Source organism: Billgrantia bachuensis, from assembly GCF_011742165.1.
Lineage (GTDB): Bacteria > Pseudomonadota > Gammaproteobacteria > Pseudomonadales > Halomonadaceae > Halomonas > Halomonas bachuensis.
On the sequence record NZ_JAAQTO010000018.1, the window covers coordinates 164,968 to 179,778 of the forward strand.

Genomic DNA, 14,811 nt, shown 5'->3' on the forward strand with positions numbered 1-14,811 from the left:
ATGTCCCTCAGACTCAGGCGGTGAGAGCTTCGGAGAGGCGGTTCAATCGACCGCGCACCGATCCGTCGATGACGGTATCGCCGGCGCGCAGGACGACGCCTCCGATAAGCTTCGGATCCAACTGAGTGATAATGGAGATTTCGCGATTCAGCCGCTTCTTGAGCGCGCCGGCGAGCTTGTTCTGCTGCTTGTCATCGAGCTCGTAGGCCGAGACGACGGTGACCTCGATGCGTTTATCATGCTCGGCGCGCAGGTACGCGAACCGCTCCGCGATCGCGGGAAGCGCCGTCAACCGGCCCTTCTCACCCAGTATGTCGAGAAAGGCCTTGGCCGAGTCGTCGAGCTTGACCTCGGTCAGCTCGATCAGCATGGCCACCTTGCGCTCGGGCGAGAAACGCGGGCTGGACAGAAGCTTCTGCACGTCGCGTACGGCAACGGCCTGGCCCAGCTTGTCGAGCCATTCGGACCAGCCGTCCAGCGCCTGTTGATCGCGTGCGTGTTCGAATGCCGCTCTAGCGTAGGGTCGCGCGACGGTAGACAGTTCCGCCATGGATCACCTCCTCAAAGTTCGGCAGCAAGCTTGTCGAGCAGCTTGCGATGCGCCTTCTCGTCGACGGAGGCTTCCAGGACGCGCTCGGCACCGACCACGGCGAGACTGGAGACCTGGGCCCGCAGCTCGTCCTTGGCACGCTGGATTTCCTGATCGATCTCGGCACGTGCGCTGGCGATCAGACGCTCGCCTTCGGCACGAGCCTGCACGCGGGCTTCCTCGACCATCTGCGCCGAACGCTTGTTGGCCTGCTCGAGAATCTGCGAAGCCTGCTCCTTGCTCTCACGCAGCGTCTGGGACGCCTGCTCTTGAGCGAGCTCGAGGTCACGTGACGCCCGGCTGGCCGCATCGAGACCTTCGGCGATCCGCTTCTGGCGCTCGTGAAGCGCTGTGCTGATCGGCGGCCACACATACTTGATACAGAACCAGACAAAAATCGCGAAGGCGATCGTTTGTCCGATAAGCGTCATGTTGATATTCACGGGTATGTACCTCTGACGGGTTCGTGGCGACCGGAAACGAGCAAACCGAGCGCTTCAGCGCTCGGCAGCGGCGTTAACCGGCGACGACGAAGATCAGGTACATCGCGATACCCACGCCGATCATCGGCACGGCGTCGAGCAGACCGGCCATCAGGAAGGTCTTGGTCTGCAGCTGGTCGCCGAGCTCGGGCTGGCGAGCGGTGGACTCGAGCAGCTTGCCGCCGAGGATGGCGAAGCCGATGCCGGTACCCAGAGCGCCCAGACCGATCATGAGGGAAGCGGCGAGGTAAATGTAATCCATTGTGTGCTCCTAGTTTTCGAGTTGACTTTCAAGGGGTTGAGGGTTGAGAACTGCAAGTTGCTCGTTTCAGTGATGCTCGTGCGCGGCGCTGAGGTAAACCACGGTGAGCATGGTGAAGATGAAGGCCTGGAGAGTGACCACCAGGATATGGAAGATGGCCCACGGCACGTCGAGCAGCCAGATGGCCCAGAACGGCAGCAGGGCGATCAGGATGAAGATGACTTCACCGGCGAACATGTTGCCGAACAGTCGCATTGCCAGGCTGAAGGGTTTGACGACCAGGCTCACGATTTCGAGAACCAGGTTGAACGGGATCAGCAGCCAGTGGTTGAACGGCGTCAGCGAGAGCTCGCGGGCGAAGCCGCCGACTCCCTTGACCTTGAAGCTGTAGTAGAGGATCAGCAGGAACACGCCCAGTGCCATGCCCAGGGTGGCGTTGACGTCGGTCGTCGGCACGATCTTCATATAGTCGACGCCGAGACGTGCGAACAGCTCCGGAAAATAGTCCACCGGGATGATCTTCAGCGAGTTCATGAGCAGGATCCACACGAACAGCGTCAATGCCAACGGAGCGATGATCGGATTTCGGCCATGAAAGGCGGAGCGCACCAGGCCCTCGATGAACTCGATGACCATCTCGACGGCGTTCTGCAGCCCACCGGGCACCCCGGTGGTGGCGATCTTGCCGGCCTTGCGGAACAGCCAGATGAACAGCAGGCCCATGGCGACCGACCAGCCCATGGTATCCAGGTGGATGGCCCAGAAGCCCATCTCACGAGCCTCTTCTGCGGAGTGCGCGAATGACCAGCCGTTCTCGGGATGGCGCCCAAAGGTCAGGTTCTGAAGGTGATGCTGGATATAGGACGCTGCCGTAACTTCGTTACCTACTGCCATGCTGTCATTACCTCGATTCAGGAGCCGGCCTTTCACGCTTGAACCAGGGCGCAAGCCAATGCGTGAACAGAACCGCCACGTATGCGACGAAGAAGAAAATCGGGTTTGAGGGGGGCACTGCCGCGAATACCGCGGCCAGCAGTGTCACCGTCAAACCGAACTTTCCTGCCTCGGCCCGGTACAGATTCGAGACGAAGCGACCCGCTTGCCTGCCTCCGCGTACCGAACCGATGCGCCAGGCGAAGTAGAGGGAGGGAATCAGACCCACCAGCCCACCCTTCAGCGCAGACAGAGCGCCTTCGGTTCCTGCTATCAATGCCCCGATAGCCGTCACAGACGTCACCGCCGCGCCCTGCCACCCGAGCAAATGGGTGGTATTGATGCGCTCGCGTTGGCGACTCGGGTGTCTGTGCATCTGTCGACAGTCCTGCCCCGCCGGATCAGGGCATGAGGCCATCTGAACCTGGCGTGTCGCTCAGGCAAACAACGGCGGATTATAGGGAAGCCCCTTGGTCTGTTCAACCGGACCCGGTGCTTTTCGCCCACGAATGGTGCGGGTTTGCGACCAAAGAAGCAACAATTGTCAACACCGTTTGCGACGTCAGCGAATGTGCTCGAGGATGCCGTCGAGCTCGTCCAGGCTGGAGTAGCGTATCGTCAGCCTGCCCTTGCCGCCACGACTGTGCTGAATCTTCACCGGGGCGCCGAGCAGTTCGCCGAGCTTGGTCTCGAGGCGCATCACGTCGGGACTCTCGGCGGTGCTCGCGGTCTTCTTCACCTCGCCCTGGGCCAGGCGCTTCACCAGCGCCTCGGTATCGCGCACGGTGAGATCCTTGTTGACCACTTCATGCGCCGCACGACGCTGCTTGGCACCGGAAAGGGCAAGCAGTGCACGGGCATGGCCCATGTCGAGATCGCCGCGTTCGAGCAAGGTCTGTACTTCAGGGTCCAACGCCAGCAGGCGCAACAGGTTGGCCACCTGAGCTCGCGACTTGCCTACGGCATCCGCCACCTGCTGCTGGGTGAGTTCGAACTCTTCGAGCAGGCGCTTGAGCGCCATTGCCTCTTCCACCGGGTTGAGGTTTTCGCGCTGAATGTTCTCGATCAGCGCCAGCGCCAAGGCGACCTCGTCGCTGACCTCGCGGATCACCGCCGGGATGGTGTCGAGCTCGGCCAACTGGGCGGCACGCCAGCGACGCTCGCCGGCGATGATCTCGTAGCGTGCCTCGCCGATGGGCCGTACTACGATGGGCTGCATCACCCCCTGGGCACGGATCGAGTCGGCGAGCTCCTCCAGCGCCTCGGGCTGAATGTCGCGGCGCGGCTGGTACTTGCCGCGGCAGAGCTGGCCCAACGGCAGGCGCTCGAGTCGCTCCTCGGCGGCAGGAGCGGCTTCGGCCGGCTCGCTCGTCTCGCCGAGCTGGGCTTCCACCTCGGGCAGTTCGAGATTCTCGCGGCGACGGGCGCCGGCACCGATCAGGGCATCCAGGCCTCGGCCCAGGGCGCGTTTACGCGTCATCAGCATTCCCTCATCACGAAAATCGGTCACGACTGGCGGTTCCGCCCACCGTACTACAGCGACAGGCGACGAATCAGTTCCTTGGCCAGTACCCGGTGGGCCTGGCTGCCACGCGAGAAGCGCGCGTACTTGGTCACCGGAAGCCCATGGCTCGGCGCCTCGGCGACCCGCACGTTACGCGGGATCGTGGTCTTGAGCAGCGCTTCGCCGAAGTAGTCGCGCAGCTGCTTGGATATGTCCCGGGTCAGGCTGTTGCGGCTATCGAACATGGTGCGCAGGATGCCATAGATCGCCAGGTTCGGGTTCACGCTGTCCTTGATCTGCTCAACGGTATCGAGGAGCGCCGAGAGTCCCTCCAGGGCGTAAAACTCGCACTGCAACGGAATCAGTACGCCGTTGGCAGCGGTCAGGCCATTGACGGTGAGCATGTTGAGCGAGGGCGGACAGTCGATCAGCACCACGTCGTATTCGCCGGCGACACTGCCCAGGGCCTCGGTCAAGCTGCGTTCGCGACCTTCGGCCCGGTCCAGCAGCTCCACCTCGGCGGCGGTGAGGTCGCCATTGCCGGGCAGCAGAGAGTAGCCGGCGGCGGGGCAGTCGAGCATCACCTCGGGAGCGCTTTTCTCGCCCAGCAGCAGGTCGAGCACGCTGCCCTCGAGCGCATGCTTGTCGATGCCGCTGCCCATGGTGGCATGGCCCTGGGGGTCGAGATCGACCAGCAGCACGCGGCGATCCAGGGCGGCGAGGCTGGCGGCCAGGTTGACGGCGGTGGTGGTCTTGCCCACGCCGCCTTTCTGGTTGGTCAAGGCGATGATTTGGGTCACGGGCGACTTCCTTGCGTCGAAGGCACGCTCACAGGCGGCCTGGGTTGGAATCGGTTCGCTCGACGATCAACAGCTGACGCTCCCCCTTGGTGAACGGCACGGCGAGCGCATGACGCTCGCGTATGGTCAGCCCGGCATCCAGTTTGGCCATCTCCTCGGCGGCGGCCGGTCCCTTCATGGCCAACCAGTGCCCGCCTTCCGCCAGCAGATGATCGGTCAGCCGGACGAAGTCGGCCAGACTGGCGAAGGCCCGCGAAATCACCTGGACGTAGCCACCCGCCGGCGGCTCGAAGGCCTCGACCCGGGCCTGCACGGGCGTGACGTTATCGAGCCCGAGCTCCATCATCGCCTGGCGCTGGAAACGCACCTTCTTGCCGTTGCTGTCGAGCAGCGTAACCACCAGGCTCGGCTTCAAGATCGCCAGCACCAGCCCCGGCAGGCCCGGCCCAGCCCCCACGTCGAGCAGCGGCGCCTCGTCGACGAAGGGCAATACCACCGCGCTGTCGAGCAGGTGCCTGACCACCATTTCTTCCGGTAAGCGTATCGCGGTGAGGTTATAGGCGCGATTCCACTTGTGCAACAGCCCGACCAGACGCAGCAGCCGCTCGCGTTGTGCGCCATCGATGTCGATGCCTAGAGCGGCAAATCCTTCGTCGAGACGCGCTTCCACCTGTGACGTGACGGCGTCGCTCATCCGTTGGCCACTCGCGAGTCGTCGAGCAGACGGCGCTTCTTGAGATGAATCAGCAGTATCGACACCGCTGCCGGTGTCACGCCGGATATCCGCGACGCCTGAGCCAGCGTCTCGGGGCGCGCCTCGGCGAGCTTCTGGCGAATCTCATGGGAAAGCCCCTCGACCCGGGCGTAGTCGAGATCGGCCGGTAGCGGGGTGGACTCATGGCGCTTGAGCTTGTCGATCTCGTCCTGCTGGCGATCGATGTAGCCTTGGTACTTGGCCTGGATCTGCACCTGCTCGGCCACTGCCTCGTCGTCGACCGGCTCGCCTGAGAGGTGGGCTACGTCGGCGTAGTTCAGCTCGGGCCGCTTGAGCAGGTCGAGCAGGCTGTACTCGCGGGGCAGCGGCTTGCCGATCCTGGCCGCGATGGCCTCGGCGGCTGCCGTGCCGGGCTGGACCCAACTGGCCTTGAGCCGCGCGCTCTCGCGCTCGATCGCCTCACGCTTTTGACTGAACGCTGCCCAGCGCGTGTCGTCGACCAGGCCCAGTTCGCGACCGGCTTCGGTCAAACGAAGATCGGCATTGTCCTCGCGCAGCAGCAGCCGATACTCGGCGCGCGAAGTGAACATGCGATAGGGCTCCTTGGTACCCAGGGTGATCAGGTCGTCGACCAGCACGCCGAGGTAGGCCTCGTCACGCCGTGGCCACCAAGCCCCGAGCTCCTTGGCACGGCGTGCGGCGTTGAGGCCGGCGAGCAGCCCCTGGGCGCCGGCCTCCTCGTAGCCGGTGGTGCCATTGATCTGCCCGGCGAAGAACAGGTTGTGGATAAATTTCGTTTCCAGCGAGTGCTTGAGATCGCGCGGATCGAAGAAATCGTACTCGATGGCATAACCGGGCCGGGTGATATGAGCGTTTTCCAGCCCCTTGATCGAGCGCACCACCTGCAGTTGCACGTCGAAGGGCAGCGAGGTGGAAATCCCGTTGGGGTAGAGCTCATGGGTCTCCAGCCCCTCGGGCTCGATGAAGATCTGATGGCTCGCCTTGTCGGCGAAGCGGTGCACCTTGTCCTCGATCGACGGACAGTAGCGCGGCCCAACGCCTTCGATCACGCCGGAGTACATCGGTGAACGATCGAGGTTGGCGAAGATGATCTCGTGGGTACGCTCGTTGGTATGGGCGATATGACAGCTTACCTGGTGCGGATGCATGTCGCGCCGGCCAAGGTAGGACATGACGGGGGTCGGTGTATCGCCCGGTTGTTCCTCGAGCTGCGAGAAATCCACGCTTTTGGCGTCCAGCCGCGGTGGCGTACCGGTCTTCAGCCGGTCGACCCGGAACGGCAGCGCGCGCAGGCGCTCGGCCAGGGCATTGGAGGGCAGATCGCCGGCGCGACCGCCGCGGCTCTTGTCGAGCCCGATGTGGATCACGCCACCGAGGAAGGTGCCCGTGCACAGCACCACCGTCTCGGCCAGGAAGCGAATCCCGGTCTCGGTGACCACGCCACGCACGGTGTCGTCGTTCACCACCAGATCGCCAGCGGCCTGCTGAAAGATCGTCAGATTGGCCTGGTTCTCCAGCAAACCACGGATGGCTGCCTTGTAGCGCACGCGGTCGGCCTGGGCCCGGGTGGCACGAACTGCGGGCCCCTTGCGTGCGTTGAGCACACGGAACTGGATACCGCCGAGATCGGTGGCCAGGCCCATGGCGCCGCCCAGGGCATCGATTTCCTTGACCAGATGGCTCTTGCCGATCCCGCCAATGGCGGGATTGCAGGACATCTGTCCGAGAGTCTCGATGTTATGGGTCAGTAGCAGGGTCTGACAGCCCATGCGAGCGGAGGCCAGAGCGGCTTCGGTTCCCGCATGGCCGCCGCCGATGACGATGACGTCAAAGCGGTCGGGATACTCCAAGGTGCACCTCGTTGCGCTTGTGCGCAGATATTGCCTAAGGACGAAAATCAGCCTGGCAGTATAAACCTCCTGTGGGTAAGCGTCAGGGGTTTTCCACACCCGCTTTCACGGAGCCCCCTTTCCCCTCACCTGGTTAAACAAAACAGAATGATTAAAAGAGAGAAGTTCTATTGTGGTTGTAACTACTAGTGTGGATAAAAACCGTGGATAACCAAGAATATCATATACAAAACATGATCTTGAATTGTTGACTTATACGGTGAAAAAAGGATGACGAGCTGAGGGCGGCCGGTGACGAGCCTGTGGATGAAAGGCATGTTTGTCCACAGAGCGAACGCTGCACCTCTTTTCCACCGCCGCCTACCGTACTTGTCACCGCGACTGTGAACAACCGGCCTAGGACATGACGTAGGCACCAACCATGCGCTCTGGGAGCAAGGGAAGGGTGTTTTCGAGAAAATCTTATCCACAGGCAAAAAAAAGCCCTGACGATGACGTCAGGGCTTCGCAGGGGCGTGTCCGGGAAGCTGCTAGTGCTTGAGTACGCGAGAGAGAAAGCTCTGGGTGCGCTCGTGTCGAGGGGAGTCGAACAGCACGTCGGGAGCGGCCTGTTCGACGATCTCTCCCCGATGAATGAACACCACCCGATCGGCGACTTCACGGGCGAAGCCCATCTCGTGGGTAACGATGATCATGGTCATGCCCTCGCGAGCGAGCTCGCGCATGGCGTCGAGCACTTCACCGATCATTTCGGGATCGAGTGCCGAGGTGGGTTCGTCGAACAGCATCAGCCGCGGCTCCATGGCAAGCGCCCGGGCCAGGGCGACGCGCTGCTGTTGACCTCCGGAGAGCTGGGAAGGGTACTTGTCTGCCTGGTCGGCGATCCCGACACGTTCGAGTAGACGATTGGCGGTCTCGGTGGCATCGGCGAGGTTCCAGCCGCGCACTTTCATCGGTGCCAGTGTGACGTTGTCGCGCACGCTGAGATGGGGAAAAAGATTGAACTGCTGGAATACCATGCCGACCTCGGTGCGGATCGTCTGCAGCGCACGGCTGCTCTTGCCATTGGGTAGCAATTCGTTGCCGTCGACCTCGATATGGCCGGCTTGGAACTCCTCGAGGCCGTTGATGCAGCGAATCAGGGTCGATTTTCCGGAGCCGCTGGCGCCGATGACCACCACCACCTCACCAGGCCGGATCGTAAGGTCGATATCCTTGAGCACGTGCAACTCACCGAAGTGCTTGTTGACCTTCTCCATTTGCACGATGGGGGCGGCATCGGAGGGAGTATTGTCTCGGTTCATTTCGCGCTCCTTCATTGTCCAACCAGGCCCCTGCGCTCGAGCAGGCGCAGTGCGAATGACAGGCTCAGGGTTATCGCCAGATAGAGGAGGGCGACCATGAGATAGACTTCCAGGGCGTTGAAGGTAGTGGCGATATAGACTTGGCCCTGGCGCACCAGCTCGCCGACACCGATGACCGAGAACAGCGAAGTGTCCTTGATGCTGATGATCCCCTGGTTGCCGAGCGGAGGAATCATGCGGCGAAGCGCCTGGGGCCAGATGATGTAGCGGAACGACTGCGTTCGCGAGAGTCCCAGTGACAGGCTGGCCTCGCGTTGGCCACGTTCGATCGACTGGACACCGCCGCGTACGATCTCCGAAATATAGGCTCCCGAGTTCACCGCGATGGCGGCGATACCGGCCACCAGGGCATTGATCGGGCCGCCAAGCAGTTGGGGTAGGCCATAGAAGATGAATAGCACCTGGACCAGCACCGGGGTGCCACGGAAGATCTCGATGTAGGCGATGGCCGGCACACGTAGCCAGACGATGGGGCTGATGCGCAGCAGGCCGAAAAGGATACCGATGAAAAAGCCGATGGCCAGGCCGCCGAAAGAGATCAGCAGAGTATAGGGTATCCCCTTCAGTAGAAAGGGAATGGAGGCGAAGGCCGCCTCCCAGTCGAATTGGAAGGTGACGTCCACTTGGGTTCTCCGGTCAAGACGCGCCTCGGGGTTTAAAGGCGCGGGCAGGTGACAACGCCGCGGGGTCGAGTCCAACGACCCGACCCCGCGTCAGGATCGCTGGGCAATCACTCGTCGCTGGCGCTGCCGAACCACTTCTCGTGGATTTCGTCGTAGGTGCCGTCCTCGCGCATTTCGGCCAGTGCTTCATTGGCGGGTTCAACCCACTCGCTGCCCTTGACGAAGACGATGCCGTACTGCTGTCCCTCATAGAGCGGTCCGACCACCTTGGCCCGGCCTTCGCCGCGGGTCTGGGCGAAGTAAGCGACGTTGGGCGCATCATAGAACACGGCGTCGGCACTACCGCCGAGCAGGGCCATGTACATGTCGCTGCTGCCGGGATAGGGGGTGATCTCGGCGCTGTCGCCGAGGTTCTCCTGCAGGAAGTCGTAACTGGTGGAGCCGACCTTGGTGGCGATGGTCTTGCCTTCGAGATCCTCGATCTCCTCGACGCCGTCTTCGTCGGCACGCACCAGGATCTTCAGGCCGCTATCGTAATAGGGGTCCGAGAAGTCGACGATCTCGGCGCGCTCCTCGGTGATGGTGATACCAGCGATGGCAATATCTACATTGCCGGTCTGAACGGCGGGAATGATGCCGTTGAAATCCATGGTGTTGAGTTCGTAATCGAACCCGGCTCGCTCGGCAACCGCGGCAATGATGTCCATGTCGAAACCGACCATTTCGCCGCTTTCCTGATCCATCATCTCGAAAGGGACGAAGCTTGGGTCGGTGACCACGTCGAGCGTTTCGCTGCCAGTGGCCGAACCGGCAAGACCGAGTGCCAAGGCCATGCCCGAAACCAGGGTGGCCGTTTTCACTTGTCGTTTCATACGTTTCCCCATGGTGAATTGTTGTGGCGTTACGCCTTTAAACCATGGCGAGTCCACAGGGAAGCGTCAAGTCAAGGGGTTAGACCATGAAGGAGGCCCCACAACCGCAGGTGGTCGTGGCGTTGGGGTTCTGGACCAGAAAACGGGCACCGGCGAGCCCCTCCTCGTAGTCGACGGTGGAACCCACGAGGTACTGGTAGGAAAGCTCATCGACGACCAGGGCTACCTCACCGAATTGGATCAGGGTGTCGTCGTCACCGACCGAGTCGGCAAAGTCGAAGCCGTACTGGAAGCCCGAGCAGCCACCCCCCGTCACGTAGACGCGAAGCTTGAGGTCGGGTTTGCCCTCTTCCTTGAGGAGCGCTTGAAGCCGCTTCCTGGCAGCGTCGGAGAGCATCATGGGAGTGGGCACGAAGGATTCTGCGCCGCTCATGGGGTTCCTCCCTGAGCTGAAATGAATGGCTAACGGCGAATTATCCCCAATCCCCAGTAAAAAGGTCAACTATTACCGGGGACGGGACCGTGCCATCAGGGCATCAGGGCGGGGGCAGCGAGGCCGGCGTTTTCGGCGAAGCCGAACATCAGGTTGAGGTTCTGTACTGCCTGGCCCGAAGCGCCCTTGACCAGGTTGTCGATCACCGACAACACCACCACGGTATCGCTGCCGGAGGGACGATGTACCGCCAGACGGCAGACGTTGGCACCCTTGACGCTGCGCGTCTCGGGGTGGCTGCCGGCGGGCATCACGTCGACGAAGGGTTCGTTGGCGAAGCGCTGCTCGAACAGTGCCTGCAGATCGCCCGGCTCGGCGGTGAGGCGCCCGTAGAGGGTGGCATGGATACCGCGGATCATCGGCGTCAGGTGAGGAACGAAGGTCAGTCCCACCGGCCCGTCGGCGGCATCGCCGAGGCCTTGACTGATCTCCGGCAGATGGCGATGGCCAGAGGCACCGTAGGCCTTCATCGATTCGCTGGCCTCGGCCAGCAGCGAAGGGACCTTGGCACCGCGTCCGGCGCCGGTCACGCCCGACTTGCAGTCGGCGATGATATGGCCGACGTCGATCAGTCCGGCCTCGAGCAGTGGCAGCAGTCCCAGCTGTACTGCCGTGGGATAGCAGCCGGGCACAGCGACCAGGCGCGCCTGGCGAATGCGCTCGCGGTGCATCTCGGGTAGGCCGTAGACGGCTTCGTCGAGCAGCTCCGGTGCGCCGTGTGGCTGGCCGTACCACTCCGACCACACCTTGGCGTCGCGCAGGCGGAAGTCGGCCGAGAGGTCGATCACCCGGGTACCCTGGGCGAGCAGTTCGCCGGCCAGGGCGTGTGCAACGCCGTGTGGCGTAGCGAAGAATACCGCGTCGCAGGCGCCCAGACGCTGCGGGTCGGGCTCGCTGAATGCCAGGTCGTCGTAATGACCGCGCAGGTTGGGGTACATGTCGCAGACACGCATGCCAGCCTCGGAGCGCGAAGTGATGGCTTCGACCTCGACCTCCTGATGCTGGGCCAATAGCCTGAGCAACTCGACGCCGGTATAACCGGTGCCGCCGACGATTCCGACCTTGATCACAACGCGACTCCTTCGAAGTTAGCCTGGCTGGGAGCGGTCGCAGCGGGACCGTCCTGTCCGGATATGATACACAAGAGAGGGGGCGGCGACTCAACCGCCTTGACGATGCTTCCAAGGAACCGTTTGCACAGGAAACTTGCCGTGCCGCGCCTCTCGCTTCCCAACTTCAGCCTGGAAGGCTTTCGCCGCAAGCTGGCCAGTGTCGATGCGCTGCCCCAGCTGTGTGTACTGGGGGTCGTCTCGGGGCTCGTGACGGGGGCCGTGATGGTCGGCTTCCGGCTACTGCTCGGGCTGGGGGGGTTGCTGTTCATGCCGGAAGGCAACCACGAAGCCTTCGAAGGGCTGTCGCCGATGGTGCGCTCGAGCCTGCCGCTGATTGCCGTGGCATTGATCGGCATCTTCCTGTGGCGCCAGCCGTCGGCGGCACGCAAGCTGGGCGTCGCTCACGTCATCGAGCGTCTTACCTACCACCAGGGCCGCTTCCCCTTGCGTAACTGGATCAACCAGTGGTGGGTCGGGGTGGCAACGGTACTGGGTGGTCTGTCCGCCGGCCGCGAGGGGCCGGCGATCCATCTCGGTGCGGCCGCTGCCAGTGGTCTGGGCCAGCAGCTGCGCCTGCCGCACAACAGCCTGCGGGTGCTGGTGGCCTGTGGTACGGCGGCAGGCATTTCGGCATCTTTCAATACGCCAATTGCCGGCGTCATCTTCGCCATGGAGGTGGTGATGATGGAATACACCATCGCCGGCTTCATGCCGGTCATCCTGGCTTCTACCATGGGCGCCTTGATGGCCATCCTGGTGTACGGTTCGGAACCGGCCATCCAGGTACCCAGCGTCAGCCTGGGCTCGCTGATGAACCTGCCCTGGATCGTGATCACGGCACTGTTCATCGGGCTGCTGGCCGGGCTGTTCATCCATGTGGCGAGAAGCGAGCGCATCAGTAGCCTGCCGGTGGTGCTGCGCCTGGCGCTGGTGGCGCTGGTCACGGCGGCGGTGGCGTGGTGGTACCCCGACGTGCAGGGCATCGGTTACGACAGCCTGGATGCTTCGCTGGCGGGAAATCTGACCGTCGACGTACTGCTGGCGCTGGTCATAGCCAAACTGCTGCTGACGGCCATCACCGTGGCCAGCGGTATTCCCATCGGTATCATCGGCCCGGTGCTGGTGGTCGGGGCTGCGGCCGGAGCGTTGGCCGACCTGGTGGGAGCGTGGCTCTTTCCCCAACTGGGCGTGGAGCCCGGCTTCTACGCCATGCTCGGCATGGCGGCGATGATGGGAGCGGTCCTGCAGGCGCCGTTGGCCGCGCTGATGGCGCTGCTGGAATTGACTCACAACCCCAATATCATCCTGCCGGGCATGCTGGCAGTGGTGGTTTCTGGGCTGACGACCCGCCAGCTGTGCCGCTGCGACGGTTTTTTCATCAGCGTGACCCGCCATGGCCTGCACCCGCTGCAGCAGCCTCTGATGCAGGCGCTATCGCGGATATCGGTGCCGGCGGTGATGGAGCGAAGCTTCGTGACCACGCCACGCATGGTGACCCGCGACCAGGCTCGTGCGTTGCTGGTTGCCAAGCCGGCCTGGATTCTGATCCTTCGCTCCACCGGCGACAAACCGACCCTGGCCCTGAAGGCGGCCGATCTGGCCCGGGCGCTGATCGATGAGCAGGAGCTCGAGGAGATCACCTCCGAGGAGGCGCTGATCGACCTGCTCGAGGTACCAGGGCTGCGCCTGGAGATGGCCCCGATCCACTTGCAGGCGACTCTGTCGGAGGCCTTCGAGCGGCTCAACGACCAAGCGGTCGATGCGCTCTACGTGGAACAGGGCCGGCGTCCGAAGCACAAGCGAATTTCCGGTATCATCACCCGCGGTTCCATCGAGCGTTACTATTCGCTGAAATGAACTGACGAAAATGACCGTGTCGACGGCGTTCTCCGAGGAGACTGCATGTATCTCTGGATCAAGGCCCTGCATATCGTGGCCGTCGTGACCTGGTTCGCGGCACTGTTCTACCTGCCGCGCCTGTACGTCTACCATGCCATGGCGCGCGACAAGGGCGAGCAGCAGGCCATCGACTATTTCAGCGTGATGGAGCGCAAGCTCTACCGCGGCATCATGACGCCGTCGATGATTGCCGTGATCGTTCTGGGCGGTTGGCTGCTATATCTCAGGCCCCAATGGCTCGGCATGGGCTGGTTGCACGCCAAGTTGGCACTGGTGTTGCTGTTGGTGATCTACCACCATGCCTGTCTGGTCTATCTCAAGCAGTTCGCTGCGGGCCGCTGCCGGCGTACCCATGTCTTCTTCCGCTGGTTCAACGAATTGCCGGTGATTGCGTTGCTCGCCATCGTGATCCTGGTCGTACTCAAGCCGTTCTGACCATGCCGAGCCATATGAATCGACAACCCCCGGTCGTGCTGGTGCTGGCCGGCCACGACCCTACTGGCGGGGCGGGACTCATCGCCGACAGCGAAGCGATTGCCGCCTGTGGCGGCTGGGCCATGACGGTACCGACGGCGCTGACGGTGCAGGACTGCCACGATGTGCAGCGGGTGGAGCCGGTACCCGCGAACCTGATCCGTGAAATGGCGGATCAGCTTGCCACGTTTCGCCCGGCGGCGATCAAGATCGGTCTGTTGGCCAGCCACCAGGCGCTCGAGGCCGTGGTGGATATCGTCAAGGCGCACCCGCAGGTGCCGGTGGTGGCTGATCCGGTGCTCAGGGCCGGGGGAGGAAAAGAGTTATCCACAGCGACTTTGGTCGATGCCTTTCGTTCCCGCCTGCTTCCTCTCGTGGATATCCTGACTCCCAATCGTCTCGAGTTGGCTCGCCTTGCCGGGCCGCAGGCCCAGGATGACCAGGCGCGCGTCCAGCGGTTGCTGTCGCTCGGCTGCCGCGCTGTGCTGGTGACCGGTAGTGACGATCCAGAAACCGGCGTACCGGGAGAGCAAGTCGAACTGGCTCTCTACGACGGAAATGGCCGCTTCGCCTGGCGCTGGCCGCGGCTGGCGGGCAGCTTTCACGGCTCGGGCTGCACTCTGGCTGCCGCGCTGGCGGCGCGGCTTGCCGCAGATGAGTCGCTGCGCTCTGCCTGCGAGCAGGCCCAGCAATTTACCTGGCAGGCCTTGGTCAATGCCTGGCAGCCGGGCAGTGGTCAGGCGCTGCCGCGACGAACGATTTTCCACGATAGCCCGTGCAACCCATCGCAGGACGTGACCCAACCCGATGGCATGAGC

General features: G+C 63.0%; 16 protein-coding genes and 1 pseudogene. 3 read left to right on the top strand and 14 right to left on the bottom strand.

Annotation, left to right across the window (positions count from 1 at the left end; genetic code table 11):
• Positions 1-13: 13 nt before the first annotated feature.
• The 14 genes from HBJ55_RS08265 to argC form a co-directional block, all read right to left on the bottom strand.
• Positions 14-550: a F0F1 ATP synthase subunit delta gene (locus HBJ55_RS08265; protein WP_167112952.1), complete on the bottom strand. Its 537-nt coding sequence runs from the start codon at positions 548-550 to the stop codon at positions 14-16.
• Positions 551-561: 11 nt separating this feature from the next.
• Positions 562-1,032: a F0F1 ATP synthase subunit B gene (locus HBJ55_RS08270; RefSeq protein WP_167112954.1), complete on the bottom strand. Its 471-nt coding sequence runs from the start codon at positions 1,030-1,032 to the stop codon at positions 562-564.
• A gap of 73 nt (positions 1,033-1,105) precedes the next feature.
• Positions 1,106-1,333 carry a F0F1 ATP synthase subunit C gene (gene atpE, locus HBJ55_RS08275; protein WP_111415139.1) on the bottom strand — a complete coding sequence of 76 codons (228 nt, stop codon included), beginning with the start codon at positions 1,331-1,333 and terminating at the stop codon, positions 1,106-1,108.
• A gap of 66 nt (positions 1,334-1,399) precedes the next feature.
• Entirely contained in the window at positions 1,400-2,227 is an 828-nt protein-coding gene (gene atpB, locus HBJ55_RS08280; RefSeq protein ID WP_167112955.1) for a F0F1 ATP synthase subunit A, read from the bottom strand.
• Between the two features lie 7 nt (positions 2,228-2,234).
• Entirely contained in the window at positions 2,235-2,642 is a 408-nt protein-coding gene (locus HBJ55_RS08285; RefSeq protein ID WP_167112956.1) for an ATP synthase subunit I, read from the bottom strand.
• A gap of 186 nt (positions 2,643-2,828) precedes the next feature.
• The gene (locus HBJ55_RS08290; protein ID WP_167112957.1) at positions 2,829-3,746 is read right to left on the bottom strand and encodes a ParB/RepB/Spo0J family partition protein; all 918 of its coding nucleotides are present in this window, start codon (positions 3,744-3,746) and stop codon (positions 2,829-2,831) included.
• Positions 3,747-3,799: 53 nt separating this feature from the next.
• Positions 3,800-4,570, bottom strand: a complete 771-nt coding sequence (locus HBJ55_RS08295) for an AAA family ATPase (RefSeq protein WP_167112958.1) — start codon at positions 4,568-4,570, stop codon at positions 3,800-3,802.
• Positions 4,571-4,598: 28 nt separating this feature from the next.
• Positions 4,599-5,264, bottom strand: a complete 666-nt coding sequence (gene rsmG / locus HBJ55_RS08300; protein WP_167112959.1) for a 16S rRNA (guanine(527)-N(7))-methyltransferase RsmG — start codon at positions 5,262-5,264, stop codon at positions 4,599-4,601.
• Positions 5,261-7,156, bottom strand: coding sequence for a tRNA uridine-5-carboxymethylaminomethyl(34) synthesis enzyme MnmG (gene mnmG, locus HBJ55_RS08305; protein WP_167112960.1), 1,896 nt, complete (start codon positions 7,154-7,156; stop codon positions 5,261-5,263). The genes rsmG and mnmG overlap by 4 nt, the downstream gene beginning before the upstream one ends.
• Positions 7,157-7,686: 530 nt before the next feature.
• Positions 7,687-8,460, bottom strand: a complete 774-nt coding sequence (locus tag HBJ55_RS08310; RefSeq protein WP_167112961.1) for an amino acid ABC transporter ATP-binding protein — start codon at positions 8,458-8,460, stop codon at positions 7,687-7,689.
• Between the two features lie 11 nt (positions 8,461-8,471).
• The gene (locus HBJ55_RS08315; RefSeq protein ID WP_167112962.1) at positions 8,472-9,143 is read right to left on the bottom strand and encodes an ABC transporter permease subunit; all 672 of its coding nucleotides are present in this window, start codon (positions 9,141-9,143) and stop codon (positions 8,472-8,474) included.
• 107 nt (positions 9,144-9,250) lie between these two features.
• Complete coding sequence (locus tag HBJ55_RS08320) at positions 9,251-10,015, bottom strand: transporter substrate-binding domain-containing protein (RefSeq protein ID WP_167112963.1); 765 nt, start codon at positions 10,013-10,015, stop codon at positions 9,251-9,253.
• Positions 10,016-10,094: 79 nt separating this feature from the next.
• On the bottom strand, positions 10,095-10,448 hold the full coding sequence (gene erpA / locus HBJ55_RS08325; protein WP_167112964.1) for an iron-sulfur cluster insertion protein ErpA: 354 nt from the start codon (positions 10,446-10,448) through the stop codon (positions 10,095-10,097).
• A gap of 95 nt (positions 10,449-10,543) precedes the next feature.
• Positions 10,544-11,578 carry an N-acetyl-gamma-glutamyl-phosphate reductase gene (gene argC / locus HBJ55_RS08330; RefSeq protein WP_167112965.1) on the bottom strand — a complete coding sequence of 345 codons (1,035 nt, stop codon included), beginning with the start codon at positions 11,576-11,578 and terminating at the stop codon, positions 10,544-10,546.
• A 141-nt stretch (positions 11,579-11,719) separates the two neighbouring features.
• Between argC and HBJ55_RS08335 the strand changes: the two genes are divergently transcribed.
• The 3 genes and pseudogenes from HBJ55_RS08335 to thiD all read left to right on the top strand — a co-directional run.
• Positions 11,720-13,477: a chloride channel protein gene (locus HBJ55_RS08335; protein ID WP_422674178.1), complete on the top strand. Its 1,758-nt coding sequence runs from the start codon at positions 11,720-11,722 to the stop codon at positions 13,475-13,477.
• A 45-nt stretch (positions 13,478-13,522) separates the two neighbouring features.
• Entirely contained in the window at positions 13,523-13,954 is a 432-nt protein-coding gene (gene hemJ / locus HBJ55_RS08340) for a protoporphyrinogen oxidase HemJ (RefSeq protein ID WP_167112966.1), read from the top strand.
• A gap of 2 nt (positions 13,955-13,956) precedes the next feature.
• Positions 13,957-14,748: pseudogene (gene thiD, locus HBJ55_RS08345) on the top strand (bifunctional hydroxymethylpyrimidine kinase/phosphomethylpyrimidine kinase); the annotation flags it as partial.
• Positions 14,749-14,811: the final 63 nt, after the last annotated feature.